The following is a 16,754-nucleotide window of genomic DNA, read 5'->3' as shown; positions in this document are numbered from 1 at the left end:
TCGAAGTGAGGGGCCACCATGACCACTGCACCAGATCGCACCCGAATCGAGTTCCCGGACATCAGCTCGCGTGCGTGGGAACACCCAGCCGATCGGGCTGCATTGGTGACGCTCCGGACGCTTCGGGGGTTCGACACTGTCCTGCGGACGCTGTCCGGACTGCTCCAAGAACGTCAGCACCGCCTCATGTACCTCGCCACGTCGGTGCGAGTCGACGAACGCCAGTTCAGCGAGCTGAACGACCTGCGCCGTGACTGCGTCGACATCCTGCAGGCCGACGAGACACCCGAGCTGTTCGTACTCCAGACCCCGATGGTCAACGCCTTCACCATCGGCATGGACAAGCCGTTCATGGTGGTCACTACCGGCCTATTGGACGTGATGAACTACGAGGAACAGCGGTTCATCATCGGCCACGAACTTGGCCACGCGCTGTCCGGTCATGCTGTGTATCGGACCATCCTGATGCATTTGATGCGACTGGCCGGAACCATCGGATGGCTGCCCGTCGGCGGGTGGGCATTGCGCGCGATCATCGCCGCCCTCATGGAATGGCAGCGCAAGTCAGAACTGTCCGGTGATCGTGCCGGACTGTTGTGCGGGCAGGACGTACACACCGCGATTCGCGTCCAGATGAAATTGGCGGGCGGATCCCGAGTCAGTGAAATCGACATCGACGCGTTTCTTGCCCAGGCCGCCGAGTACGACGCCAGCGGCGACCTCCGCGACGGTGTACTCAAGCTCCTCAACATCGAACTGCTCTCTCACCCGTTCTCGGTGCTTCGCGCCGCCGAGCTCAAGAAGTGGGTGGACAGCGGAGACTACGCCGCGATTCTGCGCGGAAACTACCCCCGTCGCGGCGATGACGACGGAGCGAAGATCAGCGACGAGTTCAAGAATGCAGCCAAGACCTACAAGCAGAACTTCGACGAGTCGGAGGACCCTTTGATCCGCATGGTGCGCGACATCGGTAGCGGATTGGGCGGTGCGGTGGGCGCCGTGGGGAATGGCGTCGGCGATGTAGCGTCGGACATCAAGGAACGATTCACCCACTGGCGCAAGAGTTCCGACAGGTCGAAGGGCACTGACGACGCCGAGTAAGCAGAATCGGGACCTGCCGCCGAAGGCAGTCGGCGGCAGGTCCCGGGCTCTTGGCGTGAAGGTGATGCAGGCTTCCCTCTGCACCACCCTCACGTTCACAGACAGTACCAGCAGTCGAACAAACGTGCGAACTGAAAGCGGTCGTGTCGAATCACCGGTTGTCGGGTACGCGGCATAGGACCACTACAGAAGGGAGCCGACATGCATGCTGGGCGACTGAAGAAGGTCGGTTCGAGTGACGGCCCGTTTGCCTCCGTGTACTTCGAAGACGTCCGTAACCGGGAAGATGCGCGCGAGCGCTTCGAACTCGAATGGCGCTCGATGCGCAATCAACTCACGAAACAGGGAGCATCGGAATCGCTGATCGCACGACTGGACGAGGTGAAGGACAACCATCACGGCATCTCAGGTCGCGCCGGACGCGCGATCGTCGCCACTTCCGAGGCAGTGCTGATCGACGATATTCTGCTCGAACCTGCCGGCTCCACTATCGCGACCTTGGGCGAACTGCCCTACCTGATTCCACTGATCGCACACGGATACGACACCGAACCGTTCCTCATCGCCAAGGTCGACCACACTGGCGCGGACCTGTGCGTGCGCGATGCTCGCGGGCGTGACGTGTACGGCGAAACGGTAGACGGAGACGGCTTCCCGGTCCACAAGGCACACGTGGGCGGTCAGGAGCGATACACCGACAGCCAAAGCCTCGTGGAGGAGAATATCCGGAAGAACCTGACTCAGGCTGTGGAGCGCGCGGCGGCGCTCGCCCGTGAACACAAGGTCGCGCTGGTAGTTGTCATCGGAGAAGTACAATCCCGCAAAGCTTTTGCACAGCTTTTGCCGTCGACGCTACGGGTGGTGGACGTCGAAAAGGGTTCGCGTTCAGTCGGTTCGACACCCGCCGAGGTGTCCAAGTCGATTCGTGAACTGATCGACACGCAGCGACTGCGCAGAATGGATGTGGAAACCGAACGCTACGTCGCGGAGCAGGGCCGGGACTCCGGCCTCTCCATCGACGGGACCGCACGCGTCCTCGACGCCCTCGAACAGGGCAAGGTCGAGACGCTGCTGCTCACCGATCCTGACGACAAGGAAGTCACCAGTGGAGAGTTGATCGGGCCCGCCGATCGCGTACTCCCCTACATCGCAATCGGGACCGGCACCGAGTTGGTACAGATCGACGAACGCCTCGTTCTCGCCGACGGATACGGCGCGATACTTCGGCACCCTTGAACGCCAGAGCCTGCTGATCAGATTCGGTGGCGAGCACGTTCTATCGAGAAGCGTGCTTGCCCACCGAGTCCGGGAAACCATCGGCAATTGCTGCGACGAGTTCCAGATATGCCCGTGCCGTGCGCTTGTTCAACAACTTCAAGTCGATCGGACCGCCTTCGCCCAGGTGATCGTCGTAGGGCAACGTCTTGACCGCTCGCACTCCACGCTGAGCGAAAACGTCCTCGAGTTGATCGAGGTCGAGCGAAGACGAACCCGGCCGCGTCGAATTGATCGCCACGACCGACCTGCTCACCAGATCTGCGTATCCGTGCTTGGTCAGCCAACTGAGCGTTGCTGCAGCACTACGGGCACCATCCTGAGCTGTCGGGCTGACGACAACCAAAGCATCTGCTTCGTCGAGAATTCCGTACATGGCCGAGTGCATGATTCCGGTGCCACAGTCGGTGATGACGATGTTGTAGTGCACCTCGAGAATTCGGAGAGTATCGAGGTAGTCCTGCTCGTTGAACGACTCCGAAGTTTCCGGATCTGCCTCACTCGCAAGGATTTCGAGTCGGCTGTCGCCTTGCGAGGTGTAGTAACGAACATCGCTGTACGTACGAATGTCACCGTCGGCCAACAGATCACGAACGGTCAGGTGATGTTCACGTCGTTCGCGATCAGCCAGAGTCCCCAGGTCGGGATTGGCGTCGATGGCTACGATTCGATCCCCACGGATCGATGCGAACGTCGAACCGACAGTTTTGGCCGCCGTGGTTTTCCCCACTCCACCCTTGAGTGAGATGAAAGCAATCTTGTACACGCCGCGCACCGTTCGGTTGGCGCGGCGCACGAGAGCCTGGTGTTCGAGTTCGGCAGCCGACTGCCCAGTGTTGATCCGGCCCCCGGTGAGTTTGAACAACACACTGCCCAAACCGCGTTCGGGTGGACGCTTCGCCCGCTTGATGATGTCCAGGTCGTCGACGGAGGTCATAGGCCTGGGCGTCGAGGTCCGGAAATCGGTCGGCTCTTCACGACGTTGCTGGCGCATCCGCTGACTGGGCAACGGTTTTGCTGCAGGCTCGTCGAATTGTGGTGTGAAGGTGACGGTTCGAATCGACGTTGCATAGCCGTCGTCGGACGCGTCGAAATGGCCGTCGCCCTGAGTCGTTCCGGAGTTGTTCCCCAGGACTCCGTTATTCGAACCGTTGTTATCGCTGCGCACCGTTTTCCTAGGTCGAGTTCGGAATCATTTCGGACATAGCCTCTCGGACGCTATCACTCTGGCGGGCTTGCCGTTCTCTGCTCAATACCGTCGTGGCACAACAGACCGTTACACCCGCACTTCGATGACTTTGGTCCCCAAGCTTGTGCCGATCTCAGCAAATACGAACGTCGTAACGATATGCGGCACAGATATCTTCATCTGCCGCTAGAAACAGCCTTCCGCAATGTCAGGGCAAATCCCTTGGTAACAAACGAGAAAAGGGAGGGCGATCGCCTCGGCGATCGCCCTCCCTTCATGGACAAGTGTTCAGCTGCTGCAGAATTCCGAACTGCCGAGACTTCCGAAAATCGTCGACAGATCCACACTTCCGAACGAACTGCCCGTATCGCAGCCGTCGGCAGTGAGCGCGAAGTCGACACCGGTGACGTCATTCGTGCTCAGATTCACCGGAATTACTGCTGGATCGGCACCGCATCCGCTGCCGGGAACCACTTCTACGGAATAGCCGTCCTTGGCCGGCTTGTACTGAAAGAAGTAGTCACCGGAATCATCCGTCGTTGTCGTCGCGATTTGCGTGCCGGCATCGAGGAGATTCAACGTCACGTCAGACGCGCCGACCCCGTCAGCACCCGGACACCCAGTGACAGTTCCGACGATGCTGAACACCTTCACCAACTCGAAGTCGATCCCGGTCGCGTCGGACGTCGTCAGATCTACCGCCGTCCTGTCGGGTACGGATCCGCATCCAGCCGGCGAGTATGGACTGACCGTGTAATTGCCCGGAGGAACGTTCGTGATCGTGTATCCGCCACCCACCCCGACAGTGGCCGAGGATATCTGCGTCGAGCCATCCCATACGACCATCCATATCCCGACCGGATCGCCAGTATCGCTACACGAGTTGACAAGGGTGCCCGACACGGAGCGTGTGACCGGGTCCGCCGAGGCCACCGAAGACAGGAAGAGACCGAACGCACCCATCAGGGCGAATATCGCAAAGAATCGACGCCTCATGAAACTCTCCTATGTGTTTGCCCTGCCGTCGACCCGTTGCCGGCGACCAGAGCCAAGTCTGGCACCGGAAAATGACCGTCACGTTTGTTTCACCCGGTCCTCGGCAAAGTTTGGCGAATCGGACAAATCCCCCACCTAACGCGTTCGTCGGTCGGCCACCGAAACGATCCCGACCGATCACCTACTAAGCCCGGTAGTAGGCGCCTGTATCCTTTCGCGTATGACGCCGGGTCCGAAAGATGTCGCGCAGCTGCGCGGTGCTTTCGTGGGCGGCACCTCCGGCGCGGTTTCCGTCGCAGCCCACGCGCTCGGTAATGGCGGCATGGCCCCGTCCGAAAGCGCTGTCGTGTTGCTGATCTTCGCCTGCGCGAGCGTCGGCGCGGTGGTCACGTCCATCGACACCCGTCGCTCCCCCGCGCTCTTGCTCGCCCTCATGCTCGCTGCGGGCCAGGCCATCGGTCACGCGACGTTGACCATCGCTTCGGATCATCAACACGGCCTGCTCCTGTCCCTTCCGATGCTCGCGGCACACATCGCTGCCGTGGGAGTGTGCGCAGTGCTGATCCGCGGCGCAGAACGCGGATACGTCGTGGCCGCATCGACGGTAGCGGCAATCGTCGCCGTTCTATTGCGCCCGTGGGCAGCTGAACCGTCACCGTTCGCTGCACGTACTCGATACCGCGCCAAAGTTGTTCTACGTCAACTTCTCACCTCAGGCCTGGGCACTCGCGGCCCACCGGCATTCGTGTAACTCACCTCCCCTTTCCTTTCACGCACGTGATTACGTGCGCCACTTTGCTGTGCGCCTTTATTAACCGCCCGCGGTTAACAAAGGCGCACAGCGGGATCGAGTACACGCATGTCCGCACCCGAATTGGAGCGCGCACAGACGCGCGCGTCCAACGACAGTTCTCCCCCGAAGAAGCAGGTTGGCGGCGCCAGACCACTGATCCTGCGTCTGCACTTCTACGCCGGCGTCCTGATCGGACCGTTCATCCTCATCGCCGCTTTGAGCGGTGGCCTCTACGCGATGGCACCCACCATCGAGAAGTTCGTTTACAGCGACTACCTCCAGACCGACACCACCGGACAGATCGCGTCACTGAACGACCAGATCCGTTCCGCTCAGCAGTACCGCCCCGACTTGACGGTCGCGGCAGTACGTCCGTCCCCTGCTGCCGGCGAAACCACCCGAGTCCTGTTCACCGATCCGTCGCTGGGCGAATCGGAGAGGCTCGCCGTCTTCGTCGATCCGGTACTCGCACAGCCGGTCGGCGAGTTGGCGGTCTACGGAAGCAGTGGTTCGCTGCCGCTGCGAACCTGGATCTCCCAACTGCATCGCCACCTTCATCTGGGCGAACCCGGCCGCCTCTACAGCGAATTGGCCGCGTCGTGGATGTGGGTGGTCGCACTCGGCGGTGTCTACCTCTGGTTCCGTCGTTACCGCACCGCCCGGAACGCTCGACTGCTCACGATCGACCGAGCATCCACCGGACGAAGCCGGACCCTGAACTGGCACGGTGTCGTCGGCATCTGGATAGCAGTTGCATTGGTCTTCCTCTCGGCGACCGGCCTCACGTGGTCGACCTACGCCGGAGAGAACGTCAGCAATCTGAGAACCGCGTTGAGTTGGACGACGCCCTCAGTTGTGAAAACTCTCGGCGACGCTCCCCCTCCGGCGACAGGCGGGCACGAGGGTCACGACATGGCCCCCGCCGCCACCGGCACGCTGACGGACACCAACGTCGGACGCGTCGACACCGTCCTCGGTATCGCCAGGTACAACGGGATCACCGGTCCCGTCGAAGTATCGATACCCGCGAACGCCGAGACGGCGTTCACCGTCGCCCAGACACGTCAGCCCTGGGTGTACAGCAACAACACCATCGCAATCGACGGAGCGACGCAAAAGGTCACCGACGAGTTGTGGTTCTCGGATTGGCCACTCGCAGCCAAACTTTCGGCCTGGGGAATCCAACTCCACATGGGCCTGCTGTTCGGTCTTGCCAACCAGATCGCACTCGCCGCACTGGCACTCGCACTGGTCAGCGTGGTCATTCGGGGCTACATCATGTGGTGGCGCCGACGCCCCACTCGTGGCTCCGACTGGGCAGTCGGCCGGGTTCCTGCCCGCGGCGGAATCCGCAACCTCTCCCCGGTCGGCCTCGTTGCTCTCGTCGCGATCACGGCGTTGGTCGGCTGGTTCGTTCCGCTACTCGGCATCAGCCTTCTCGCATTCCTGCTGATCGACCTGTGCATTGCGGCGTTCAAACGCCGTGCCACCACCTGACACTTCACGAATTACGGAGACACACATGACTGTTCGCACAAAGATATTCGCAGCTGTTGCACTGTCCGCAGCTCTCGCCCTGACCGGCTGTTCTTCCAACTCCGACAAGGAAACCGAAGCTGCACAATCCATCACAGTTCAGGATCAATGGGTCAAGGCCGCGCCGGAAGGAATGAGCGCGGCGTTCGCCGAACTCGTCAACTCCGGTGACAAGGACGTACGCGTGGTCTCGGCCACCAGCCCCGCGTCGTCTCGACTCGAACTGCACGAAGTCGTGACCGGCGACGGCGGAACGATGACGATGCGTCCCAAGGACGGCGGTTTCCTGGTCCCTGCCAACGGGTCCGCCTCCCTCACCCCGGGCGGTGACCACCTCATGTTCATGGACCTGTCCGCGCCACTGCTCCCGGGCGCAGAAACCGACCTCACCTTGATCTACGACGACGGTTCCAGCACCACGTTCACAGCCCAGATTCGCGACTTCTCCGGTAATCAGGAGAACTACGACCCGAATCACGGTGGCTGAGAACACGAACCCGCCCAGCCGAGCACTCAGCCGGCGGCGCCTTCTCGGAGGAGGCGCCGCCGCGCTCGGCGTCGCGGGAATAACTTGGGGCGCAACCACAGTGGTGGAGCGCAGCGAACACGAGCAGCAAGCAGGCAAGCTGGTGGAACCGTTCTACGGCGTCCACCAAGCTGGGATCGCCACCACTCCGCAAGCGCACGGCACGTTCATCGGGTTCGACCTATTGCCTGGAGCCGATCGAGCTGTGGTCGTCGGGATCATGAAGATGTGGTCCGAGGATGCGTCACGGCTGACCGCCGGTAACCCGGCGTTGGCGGACACCGAACGGGAACTGGCCGTGGATCCGGCCCGCTTGACGGTGACCGTCGGCTACGGTCCTGGCCTGTTCACCAAGCTGGGATTGCAAGCACGTCAACCGGACTGGTTCGAGCCGTTGCCGAGCTACGAGATCGACCGACTTGACGACCGATGGGGCGGGTCGGACCTGTTGCTGCAGATTTGTGGCGACGATCCGGTGACCATTGCTCATGCTGTGCGAGTTCTGACCAAGAACGTCCGATCACTGACGACCATCCGGTGGACGCAAAAGGGATTCCGCAACGCTCGCGGCACCACGCCTGAGGGAACCACGATGCGCAATCTCATGGGCCAAGTGGACGGGACCGTCAATCCTGCTCCGGGAACAGTGGATTTCGATTCACTGATCTGGCACGACGGCGCGGGTCAGTCGTGGCTGGCGGGCGGAACCTCGTTGGTACTGCGACGCATTCGCATGGAAATGGATACCTGGGACGAACTCGACCGTTCGGGGCGCGAACTCACGATGGGGCGCACGTTGTCCAATGGCGCTCCGCTCAACGGAACCAACGAATTCGACGAAGCGGATTTCACACTCACGGACAAGTTCGGCATTCCGGTGATCCCGCCAGGATCACACATCGCGCGAGCCCACCAGACGCATGAGAAGGAGCAGTTCTTCCGTCGGGCATACAACTACGACGACGCACCCGAGAGCGAGCAGACCTCGAATTCGGGATTGATCTTCGCAGCATTCCAACGGGACATCGCCGAGCAATATCTACCGGTCCAACAGCGATTGAGTGACTTCGACGCACTCAACGAGTGGACGACGCCGATCGGTTCTGCGGTGTATCTCATTCCGCCGGGATGCACCGAGAACGACTATCTGGGAAGCGGATTGCTCGGCTGACAACCCCGGGCAACGATATTGTGGGGGCTGGATCCGAACGGATCCCGCCCCCACAATGCCTTCTACCTGAAGTTGTTGCGTTACTTGGACTTACGAGGTCCCGGCATGACCGCACCTGGACGGGCGGTAGTCAACCTCGTGACCCAACCACTGACGGGCCACTTCTTCAGTCCGACGTTGTGTGGGGTGACCTCGGTTCCGACGTACTTGGCAGCAAGCTCGTCGTCGACGGTTCCGTTGAACCGCCACAGTTGGCTTCCGTCGGCATTGCGGGTGGACACCTCCCATGACTGAGCACGGAAGGCACCACGAATGATGCTGTCGGCAAACACCAGAACGGGGATTCCGATCTCGGCACGAACGGCCGCACCGGCAGACCACTCGGCGCGCGCGAGTTCGTAGATCTCTTCCGGCGTTGCTCCCGGACGGGCGGAGGCCGGTACGTGGAGGACGATGCTCGGCGTCGGGAGTTCCGGCGCGGGATCAGCCGAGTAGCGCAATGCGAGTTCCTCGACGCGGGTCGCTCGGGCGTCCTTGTCCGAGGTATCGCCTGCGAGATTGGTCAGACCCTCTCCCGCGTCGGTGATCCGCAAGGCTTCCACGATGCCGCGGACGACCTCGTCGGTAGTGGCGGCCGAATCCGTGGCGGCAGAGACCGAGCGGAGGAGTACGAAGTGCTCCACCGCCGAACCTGCGTCGTAGATCTCGCGGATCCGAGCGATCTTGGCTGCCGTCACAGCAGCATTCGACTCGGCCGGAGCGTCCGCTCCTTCGAGGTTCGCGAGTTCACCGAGCGCTTCGAATACCGGCGCGAATACTTGATTTCCCGTGCCGTGCCCGACATGGAACACCTGGTCGTTACGCGGGTCACGCAAAGCAAAGACATACTGCCCCAGCCTCTTCCCGACCTTCTCGGAGAACGGCTGCGGAGCGGGCTTCCTGACGACGACCTCGGTGGACAGAGTGCGCATCACGGCCAGACGTAGTGCGTCTGGCACGCTGGTGGAACCGGCAGCACCGGAAAAGATTGCCGCCGAAGCAGCGCTGATCGAGGTGAACGTGCGGCCGACTTGCTTCTCGAGAGAGGCAGAGACCGTACCGACCGCAGTCAGTTTTGCATCGAGGGTGCCGTCACCCTCGACAAGGAACTCCTTGATCAACGGAGCAACGAGCAAAGTGGAGCCGATAGCGCGAGGAACTGTCCAGACAATAGCCATGCCACGAGCCTAGGCGATCACCTCGAGACGCGAGGCGAACGCGACTCAGCCCGCCGCTGCCGGCCCGGCCAGTCCCTGCACAAGAAGGTTCCACGCCGAGTGTGCGACTTCTTTTCGCGAGCTCTCGGCAGTCCGTTCCATGATCGCGGCGAACATGGCGATCGCCAGGATCACGTCCTCAGCAGTCACGGACTCACGGATCTTCCCAGCTCGACGCGCCTCCTCGAGGCGTCCTTCGAGGAGATCGGTCAAACGTGTGCCGGCCGAATTCAGTCGAGAGTCGCCGAAGGAGACGGGCTTGATGACCTCCACGAACACGATGGAGGTGGTGATCTGGTCTACCAACAAACGAAAAAGATCGTCGAGAGTCGAATCCGGATCGGCAGCCATATCTTGCAGCTCGACGATGTTCTCGTCGAACACCGCGAGTGCGAGGCTTTCGCGAGTGGGAAAGTGCCGGTAGAGGCTGCCCTGACCGACGCCGGCCGTGCGGGCGATCAGGCTGAGCGGAGCAGCAAAACCCTGAGTGGCGAACACCTCACGAGCTGCTGAGACGAGTGCCGCACGATTGCGCGCCGCATCTCTCGGCCCTCTGTTGAGAGATCCGCTATTGACGCGGCCAGACGATGTCACGCACACTACGATACCAACCGGACAGCATTGTCCGGTTGGTTGCGGCCCGACACCGGTTCACACCCCGACCCGATCGTCGTGAGCGCTCGAACACGCGCCTGCCCTCCGTGCTGCCTGTCCGTGAGATACGTCTGCCCGTGAGATACGAAAGGCAATCCCGCACCGGGAGTTGGACTCGATGAAATCGTTCACGACCATCAGAACCAGATCTGCCATCGCACTCGTCGCCTTGATCACCGTCCTTCCCGTGTGCGTCGCGTCGGCTGAGCCCGCCACTGCCCCGGGCTCGATCCACGAGAATCCGGGTGTCGCTTCCACCGCCGCAAGCCGCGCCGAATGCGGCCCGGGATCGATGCCCGAGACCGGGTTGCAGGGTGATGTTCCGGCCGAGGACCGAAACAGCGGACGCAGCCGAGACGGCTACAGCTGCAACATGTCTCAGATCGGCGGCTACTCGGGTCGCGGCGGCGGGATCACGTCCACCAACTTCGAACACTGCTCGTACGTCGGCAGTTTCTTCCCCGGGAACCTCCTGGGCCCCGCACAGGGCGTCCAAGTTCTCGACGTATCGGATCCTGCCAATCCCGCTCTCACCGCCACGCTGACCGAACCCGCGATGCTGGCCGGAACGTGGGAGAGCCTCAAGGTCAACACCGCGCGAAAGCTGCTGGTGGGCACGGGCGTTCCGCTCTTGACCGGCGTCGGCCTGATGTCGGTCTACGACATCTCCGATTGCGCGCACCCGAAACTACTCAACCCCGGACCAGGAACCGATCTGGGGATGCTGCTGCCCATCACCAATCACGAGGGAGGATTTTCACCGGACGGGAACACCTACTGGTCTTCCGGCACCGCTCCCGGCGTGGTGAGCGCCGTCGATCTCACCGATCCCGCCAACCCACGCGTCGTCTGGCAGGACCTCATCGGGTTGTCGACGCACGGCTTCGGAATCAGTCCCGACGGAAATCGCATGTACTTGTCGAACAATCTCGGCGGAATACATGTCCTCGACATCAGTGAGGTTCAGCGCCGGGTCCCGAATCCTCGGGTGCGCCAACTGTCCCAGCTCTCGTGGACCGACGGTTGGGCCACCCAACACAGCATTCCGGTCACCTACGACGGTTCGCCGTACCTGTTCACCGTCGACGAAGGTGGTTCCGGCGGAGTCAAATTGATCGACGTCTCCGATGACGACGAACCGTCGGTCGTCAATTCGGTGAAGCTCGAAATCAATCTGCCGGAGAATCAAGACGCTGCGCTGGCGTCTGCTGCCGGCGGATCGCTGTTCGCGTACGAATCTCACTACTGTTCGGCAGATCGCCCGGTCGACCCGACGGCGCTGGCATGTGGATGGATCTCGAGCGGGATTCGGGTCTTCGATGTTCGAGATCCCTTCGACGTCCACGAAATTGCGTACTTCAACCCACCTGCTCGGACCGGCGACAATCTCGAACTCGCCAACTCGCCACACGCTCTCGCGTCGCTCATCGGCGTACCCGTTCTCAGCACCCCGGCAATCGCGCAGTCGATCGCGCAGGGCCAGTTCGACCCCGGCCAAGCACTGAGTTCGCGGTCGGGCATGGTCGCTCTCGGCGACATCTCGACCGATTGGTGTTTCTCCCCACCCGAATGGCGAGGGGCCACGTTGTGGGCGACGTGCGCCGACAACGGCTTTGTTGCCATGCAACTCGAAAACGGTGTCTACACACCACCCGCTGACCAGAAGACGACCGTGGGATCATGACGGCGCCGCGATCGGTCAAAGCCGTCGCACTCGTGGCCGCGGCACTGATGCTGCTCGTACTCGGCGCAGCACTACGTCCGCTGTTCGCACCCGAGAACCACACGCAGAGAGCTGTTCTGAGCGAAACCGAAATCGGATTCGTGCACGACATGGCGGCCCACCATCAACAGGCCCTCTTCATTCTCGCGCGTCTGAGTCCCGATGTGGACCCGGCGGTGACGAGACTGGCCCAGCAGATCGACGATGTTCAACGAACGGAAATCGGTGTCATGCTCGGCTGGCTGAGGTTGGCCGGTGTCCCGCCGAACAGTAGAACGCCGATGGCGTGGATGGAGGCGCCGCCGAGCGGCGCCGGCGACTCTCGTCATCACCCGGCAACGCTGGACACCGAGACCGACTCCATGCCGGGTATGGCTACGACCGAAGAACTCGAGAAACTGAGCAGCGCTCGCGGGCTCGACGCCGAGGTCCATTTCCTTCAACTGATGGAACGCCACCACCGTGGCGGGATCGCCATGGCGCAGGCCGCCGACGCCCTACTCGAGAGCGGGCCGGTGAAACAGTCCGCCCGCGACATGATCAACACCCAGAGTCAGGAATCCGGGCTGATGACGCTGATGCTCGAACAACGTGGGGCACAACCACTGCACTGACCCGCATGTGCAGTGACTACCATAGGTGTCGACCTGCGAACTACAGAAGGAATCGACACTTCATCATGACCCTGCTCGTTCGCGGAATCGATTGGTCGAACCCGACAGCACCGCGGATCCGATGCGTCGACGACACCACTTCCGCTACGACCTTCTTCACTCACGACTCGGTGCTGCGATTCTCCGTCGACGAGACGAAGGGCCGCCGCTGCCTCGGCTGGCGAGATCTCACCGCCGAAGGTCCAGGACACTCGCCGTGCGACCGCGGGGCGACGGTCACCGCAGGACGCCAATGCGACCGATGCCGAAATCGTGAGGGGTTCACCACGGTTCATCAGGCACACGTCAGCGGCGCGCACATTCATCCGAATGTGCGTACCTACCTCGCACAACCACAATGGCTCTACGTCGACGTATTCGCCGGCGGCCAGATGAAGGTGGGGACGGCGTCCGAGTTCCGCAAGCATCCGCGAGTCGCCGAACAAGGGGCAATCTGCGCATTGTTCGTAGCGCGGTCGACGGACGGTTACAGCATTCGCGCCCTCGAAGCCCGAGTTTCGGAGCACTTCCACTTGAGCCAGGCAATACGTACGTCTCGGAAGATCGAAGCGTTGACAGGCCCCTTGGATCGAGAGAAACTACGAAAGTCGTTGCACCACTTCGTATCGTCGATCAAAGACGAGCTGAATGACATCGGATCGGACATCGACGGAATCGAGATCCTGGAGGCTCCCGAAGAATGGACGGCGCCGGCGTGCGCTGACGTGGTCTTCGATGCGGCACCGTTGATCGCGTATCCGCACACTTTCGAGTCCGGGGAACATTCCTTGTATCTGGAGGGCCTTGCCGGTTCGATCGCCTCGCTGCGGATCGACCCCGATCCTGAATCGCCACGCTTCGTCGCGGATCTGTCCGGACTGGTCGGTCGAACCATCACCGTCGGCGAGTTCGAGTCCCCTGGCGTGGCGATTCAGGAATCGTTGTTCTGAAAGTAGGTCAGCAACTTCCCGCGGTCGCTGCGGCGAATCCGCGAGTGACCTCGGCCTGCTCGTCGGCAGACAGGCTCGACCATTCGGGATAAGCCTGGATGGAGGTCAGCATGTCGTTTGCCAATGATTCACGCGTCATGCCCATTTCCTCTCCGGACTCGTCGATGGCCGGCTGGTATGCGTCGAGGTACCGGAGAACGTCGGAGCACGCCTGCGCGTAGGTCCGTGGCAGCGCCGAACTCACATTCGGGTCGGACGGGACCTCAGCCGGAGCACTCGAGTCGACCGAAGGGGTCTCGGTAGGTATTTCCGACGACGTCGCCGGAGCCTCGGATGACGTCGTCGACGTCGCTGTGGTGGTCGCCGAAGCAGAGGAAGTGAGTGTTCCGACCTCGGTCGGCTTGTCTCCGTCTGAACCGCAGGCAACCAGCGCCACCAGCGAGCAGGCACCGATGAACCCGGTGATCGTTTTCTTCATCCCTCAAGGATGCCAGAGGGCCACTGGCGTTCGAACGGACCGGCATCGCCCGTCAGCGCCAATTGCCCGAGCATCCGGCCGAATCCGAGCGCCTCGCCCTCCCGACTGCGGGATTGGACTGTATGCCCCGTTCGCGAACCCATGCTACGGTGACTTAACTGCAAAATAACTACGGGTGGGATTGTCCGGTCTGCCGCGTTCATCCGGAACGCTCCGATCGGAAATAGTTCGTCTATAAGGGGCTGGAACGAGTGGGACTTTTTCGTCGACGAGGGTCCCGCGAGGAAGACGACGATCGCGGGCAAAACCTCGATCGCAGCGACCCCGGGTACGCCGCCTGGTTCGCGAACGTCGCCGACGCGGGTGGTCAGCCGATTCCGTACAAGCGACCGCTGACCGCACCGGTGTATCCGCAACTCCAGCCGCCGGCCCCGGACTACGAGACGGATACGAGACGGCCACTCAACGCACCCGCCGGAGACGGCTGGCTACCCGCAGACCGCATCGACGAATTCGAGTCGTCGAATGGCCGCCCATCTGCACCGAACGGAACGAGCCCACAAATCTCCCAAACTGAAAAGTTGCCGCCCGACCCACTCCCGACGCCGCAACCAACGATTCCACCTCGAAATGTACCGATGACTTCACCACCGAAGCATCACCTGGAGTCGCCCCGCGCGACTCGGCCCTACCAAGGAGAAGCAATGAGCAACATCGACAAGATCCTCGGCGAATTGATGCGCATCGACGGTGCCAGCGGTGCAGCCGTCGTCGACGCCGACAGCGGAATGGTTCTCGGCATGAGCGGCAACCCGTCATTCAGCCTCGAGTACGCCGGCGCCGGCAACTCCGAGGTTGTGCGAGCAAAGCTCCGCACGATGAGTAACTTGGGGATTACCGACACCCTGGAAGACATCCTGATCACCCTGAGCAACCAGTACCACCTCATTCGCGTCCTCGAGACGCCCGGACTGTCGACGCTGTTCGTGTACCTCGTTTTGGACCGTGCGCGTGCGAACCTGGCGCTGGCCCGCCACAAGCTGGGCGAACAGACCCCCAAGATCGAGATCTGACGCTTCCACTCCCTTCCCGACAATGCCCGGTCCTCGCCAACGGCGAGGGCCGGGCATTGTTCGTTCCGAACACTCGATTGGTGAACCTCGCGCCGGCGCCGATACTGGGACCGTGACTATCGCGGATGCTCCTTGCGTGTGGTTGACCACCCTCCGAAGCGACGGCTCGCCGCACACGACTCCGGTCTGGTTCTTACTGCATCAGAACACATTCTGGATACCGAGCGCTGAGCAGAATCGTAAGGTTCGGAACCTGCTGGACGATCCTCGGGTCTCGTTGGCAGTCGACGGATCCGCTGGCGACCCGTGGGTCGCACAGGGCCTCGCGACAATTCATCACGATGTCGGCGAATTCGTCGACCTCCTGAGACTTTTCGGCGAGAAGTACGACGGCTGGGATGCCGCAGACGAAACTCGTGAAGGTCCGCGGGTCCTCGTCTCGGTCCCGGTGACTCGATGGTTCCTTCGACCGGACTGACAGACAGTGCCGGTTAGGCCCGAATTGTCGTGAATGACATACTTGTAGTTCATCTCTCGCAGAAATGGACTCTCACACATGGCACGCACGGCACATCACAGGCGCGGCATCACCGGCGTCACCATCGGCATTGCTGCCGTGATCGTGCTGGGAGGTTGCGCCAATTCCAACGCCGACGCGCCCGAAACATCTTCTCTCGGTTCGGGAATCGGATCCGGTGTCACCACGACGGTCGTGACCGAAGCCTCGGCTCCTTCGTCCGCCGCAATTGAACTGCTGGCACAGATCCCCGTCAAGGGACGCGCACCCAAGACCGGATACGACCGCGCGCTGTTCGGTACCGCCTGGACCGACGACGTCACCGTCGAATTCGGCCACAACGGCTGCGATACACGCATTATCTGCACGCAGTTTTGACATATCTCAAAACCTCGCTGGTAGGGGCTCCATCGTTCGATGTCGACGGTGTGAGTTATGTGAGTGACGATGGTCAGGTCGTGTGACGGTCGACCGATTCGACCGCACGGATAGGGACGATGGCATGTTCAATCACGCATGTGGCCGGTTGATTGGGTTCGGTGGATGTGTAGCACGACTGGTCTGATGTCGGGTTTTCCCGACATCATCCTCATGAGTTTTGTTGATAAGAGTGTAGATCCTCTGCACTGCATATGATTTAGGAGTTTCACGTTGCATAGTCGCTTGGTGCGTTCCCGTTCCCTCCTGGTTGCCGTCACTGCCTTGGTCGGGTTGTCGATTTCCGGTTGCAGTACGACGTTGGCGGATGTGATCCCAGCAGGATCGTTGTCTGTGGAGAGCTCTGTCGGTCAGCACGATGTTGATGTGGCTTCTTCCGTTGCGCTGTTGGAGACGCTTCCGGTGAAGGGGCGTGCTCCGAAAAC

17 protein-coding genes and 1 pseudogene are annotated in these 16,754 nt (G+C 61.6%); 13 read left to right on the top strand and 5 right to left on the bottom strand.

What is annotated here, in order from left to right; translation table 11 throughout:
- Window positions 1-18: 18 nt before the first annotated feature.
- On the top strand, window positions 19-1,101 hold the full coding sequence (locus AC1Q6C_RS30125; RefSeq protein ID WP_492666996.1) for a M48 family metallopeptidase: 1,083 nt from the start codon (window positions 19-21) through the stop codon (window positions 1,099-1,101).
- 201 nt (window positions 1,102-1,302) lie between these two features.
- Complete coding sequence (locus AC1Q6C_RS30120) at window positions 1,303-2,337, top strand: baeRF2 domain-containing protein (protein WP_007734628.1); 1,035 nt, start codon at window positions 1,303-1,305, stop codon at window positions 2,335-2,337.
- Between the two features lie 40 nt (window positions 2,338-2,377).
- Here the strand turns inward: AC1Q6C_RS30120 and AC1Q6C_RS30115 are convergent, their stop codons facing one another.
- Entirely contained in the window at window positions 2,378-3,544 is a 1,167-nt protein-coding gene (locus AC1Q6C_RS30115; RefSeq protein ID WP_003945525.1) for a MinD/ParA family ATP-binding protein, read from the bottom strand.
- A 309-nt stretch (window positions 3,545-3,853) separates the two neighbouring features.
- Complete coding sequence (locus AC1Q6C_RS30110; protein ID WP_064112938.1) at window positions 3,854-4,561, bottom strand: hypothetical protein; 708 nt, start codon at window positions 4,559-4,561, stop codon at window positions 3,854-3,856.
- A gap of 220 nt (window positions 4,562-4,781) precedes the next feature.
- Here AC1Q6C_RS30110 and AC1Q6C_RS30105 point away from each other — a divergent pair, with 220 nt between their 5' ends.
- The 4 genes from AC1Q6C_RS30105 to AC1Q6C_RS30090 all read left to right on the top strand — a co-directional run bounded on the left by AC1Q6C_RS30105 (window position 4,782) and on the right by AC1Q6C_RS30090 (window position 8,587).
- Entirely contained in the window at window positions 4,782-5,312 is a 531-nt protein-coding gene (locus AC1Q6C_RS30105; RefSeq protein WP_492666995.1) for a hypothetical protein, read from the top strand.
- 108 nt (window positions 5,313-5,420) lie between these two features.
- Window positions 5,421-6,851, top strand: a complete 1,431-nt coding sequence (locus tag AC1Q6C_RS30100; RefSeq protein WP_492666994.1) for a PepSY-associated TM helix domain-containing protein — start codon at window positions 5,421-5,423, stop codon at window positions 6,849-6,851.
- Between the two features lie 25 nt (window positions 6,852-6,876).
- Complete coding sequence (locus AC1Q6C_RS30095; protein ID WP_228401951.1) at window positions 6,877-7,377, top strand: copper chaperone PCu(A)C; 501 nt, start codon at window positions 6,877-6,879, stop codon at window positions 7,375-7,377.
- Window positions 7,370-8,587, top strand: a complete 1,218-nt coding sequence (locus AC1Q6C_RS30090; protein ID WP_270008421.1) for a Dyp-type peroxidase — start codon at window positions 7,370-7,372, stop codon at window positions 8,585-8,587. The genes AC1Q6C_RS30095 and AC1Q6C_RS30090 overlap by 8 nt, the downstream gene beginning before the upstream one ends.
- Window positions 8,588-8,667: 80 nt before the next feature.
- Here AC1Q6C_RS30090 and AC1Q6C_RS30085 read toward each other — a convergent pair whose 3' ends face one another.
- Both AC1Q6C_RS30085 and AC1Q6C_RS30080 read right to left on the bottom strand, forming a co-directional pair.
- The gene (locus tag AC1Q6C_RS30085; RefSeq protein ID WP_047269279.1) at window positions 8,668-9,804 is read right to left on the bottom strand and encodes a GIY-YIG nuclease family protein; all 1,137 of its coding nucleotides are present in this window, start codon (window positions 9,802-9,804) and stop codon (window positions 8,668-8,670) included.
- Between the two features lie 45 nt (window positions 9,805-9,849).
- A complete protein-coding gene (locus AC1Q6C_RS30080) occupies window positions 9,850-10,437 on the bottom strand; it encodes a TetR family transcriptional regulator (protein WP_223304676.1) in 588 nt (195 codons plus the stop codon).
- Window positions 10,438-10,615: 178 nt separating this feature from the next.
- On the opposite strand from AC1Q6C_RS30080, the gene AC1Q6C_RS30075 reads away from it, so the two are divergent.
- The 3 genes from AC1Q6C_RS30075 to AC1Q6C_RS30065 all read left to right on the top strand — a co-directional run bounded on the left by AC1Q6C_RS30075 (window position 10,616) and on the right by AC1Q6C_RS30065 (window position 13,823).
- Window positions 10,616-12,181, top strand: a complete 1,566-nt coding sequence (locus tag AC1Q6C_RS30075; protein ID WP_270008419.1) for an LVIVD repeat-containing protein — start codon at window positions 10,616-10,618, stop codon at window positions 12,179-12,181.
- Complete coding sequence (locus tag AC1Q6C_RS30070) at window positions 12,178-12,834, top strand: DUF305 domain-containing protein (RefSeq protein ID WP_054187968.1); 657 nt, start codon at window positions 12,178-12,180, stop codon at window positions 12,832-12,834. Before AC1Q6C_RS30075 ends, AC1Q6C_RS30070 begins: the two co-directional genes overlap by 4 nt.
- Window positions 12,835-12,899: 65 nt before the next feature.
- Window positions 12,900-13,823, top strand: coding sequence for a DUF2797 domain-containing protein (locus AC1Q6C_RS30065; protein ID WP_270008418.1), 924 nt, complete (start codon window positions 12,900-12,902; stop codon window positions 13,821-13,823).
- A gap of 7 nt (window positions 13,824-13,830) precedes the next feature.
- On the opposite strand, the gene AC1Q6C_RS30060 is transcribed toward AC1Q6C_RS30065, so the two are convergent.
- A complete protein-coding gene (locus tag AC1Q6C_RS30060) occupies window positions 13,831-14,301 on the bottom strand; it encodes a hypothetical protein (protein WP_003945723.1) in 471 nt (156 codons plus the stop codon).
- Between the two features lie 704 nt (window positions 14,302-15,005).
- Between AC1Q6C_RS30060 and AC1Q6C_RS30055 the strand changes: the two genes are divergently transcribed.
- The 4 genes and pseudogenes from AC1Q6C_RS30055 to AC1Q6C_RS30040 form a co-directional block, all read left to right on the top strand.
- The gene (locus AC1Q6C_RS30055; protein WP_020906454.1) at window positions 15,006-15,374 is read left to right on the top strand and encodes a roadblock/LC7 domain-containing protein; all 369 of its coding nucleotides are present in this window, start codon (window positions 15,006-15,008) and stop codon (window positions 15,372-15,374) included.
- A gap of 112 nt (window positions 15,375-15,486) precedes the next feature.
- Window positions 15,487-15,852, top strand: a complete 366-nt coding sequence (locus AC1Q6C_RS30050; RefSeq protein ID WP_232319051.1) for a pyridoxamine 5'-phosphate oxidase family protein — start codon at window positions 15,487-15,489, stop codon at window positions 15,850-15,852.
- A gap of 78 nt (window positions 15,853-15,930) precedes the next feature.
- A complete protein-coding gene (locus tag AC1Q6C_RS30045) occupies window positions 15,931-16,269 on the top strand; it encodes a hypothetical protein (protein WP_230691590.1) in 339 nt (112 codons plus the stop codon).
- A 288-nt stretch (window positions 16,270-16,557) separates the two neighbouring features.
- A pseudogene (locus AC1Q6C_RS30040) lies at window positions 16,558-16,754 on the top strand (hypothetical protein); the annotation flags it as partial.

It is taken from the genome of Rhodococcus sp. MT28 (assembly GCF_058792695.1).
Note: the sequence above shows the minus strand (reverse complement) of the source record. Positions and strands in the feature narration are given on the sequence as shown.

Excerpts from the sequence above, each read along its gene's own strand:
- AC1Q6C_RS30125 (WP_492666996.1), top strand. The coding sequence starts at position 19 with ATGACCACTGCACCAGATCGCACCCGAATCGAGTTCCCGGACATCAGC.
- AC1Q6C_RS30120 (WP_007734628.1), top strand. The coding sequence starts at position 1,303 with ATGCATGCTGGGCGACTGAAGAAGGTCGGTTCGAGTGACGGCCCGTTT.
- AC1Q6C_RS30110 (WP_064112938.1), bottom strand. The coding sequence starts at position 4,561 with ATGAGGCGTCGATTCTTTGCGATATTCGCCCTGATGGGTGCGTTCGGT.
- AC1Q6C_RS30105 (WP_492666995.1), top strand. The coding sequence starts at position 4,782 with ATGACGCCGGGTCCGAAAGATGTCGCGCAGCTGCGCGGTGCTTTCGTG.
- AC1Q6C_RS30100 (WP_492666994.1), top strand. The coding sequence starts at position 5,421 with ATGTCCGCACCCGAATTGGAGCGCGCACAGACGCGCGCGTCCAACGAC.
- AC1Q6C_RS30095 (WP_228401951.1), top strand. The coding sequence starts at position 6,877 with ATGACTGTTCGCACAAAGATATTCGCAGCTGTTGCACTGTCCGCAGCT.
- AC1Q6C_RS30085 (WP_047269279.1), bottom strand. The coding sequence starts at position 9,804 with ATGGCTATTGTCTGGACAGTTCCTCGCGCTATCGGCTCCACTTTGCTC.
- AC1Q6C_RS30075 (WP_270008419.1), top strand. The coding sequence starts at position 10,616 with ATGAAATCGTTCACGACCATCAGAACCAGATCTGCCATCGCACTCGTC.
- AC1Q6C_RS30070 (WP_054187968.1), top strand. The coding sequence starts at position 12,178 with ATGACGGCGCCGCGATCGGTCAAAGCCGTCGCACTCGTGGCCGCGGCA.
- AC1Q6C_RS30065 (WP_270008418.1), top strand. The coding sequence starts at position 12,900 with ATGACCCTGCTCGTTCGCGGAATCGATTGGTCGAACCCGACAGCACCG.
- AC1Q6C_RS30060 (WP_003945723.1), bottom strand. The coding sequence starts at position 14,301 with ATGAAGAAAACGATCACCGGGTTCATCGGTGCCTGCTCGCTGGTGGCG.
- AC1Q6C_RS30055 (WP_020906454.1), top strand. The coding sequence starts at position 15,006 with ATGAGCAACATCGACAAGATCCTCGGCGAATTGATGCGCATCGACGGT.
- AC1Q6C_RS30045 (WP_230691590.1), top strand. The coding sequence starts at position 15,931 with ATGGCACGCACGGCACATCACAGGCGCGGCATCACCGGCGTCACCATC.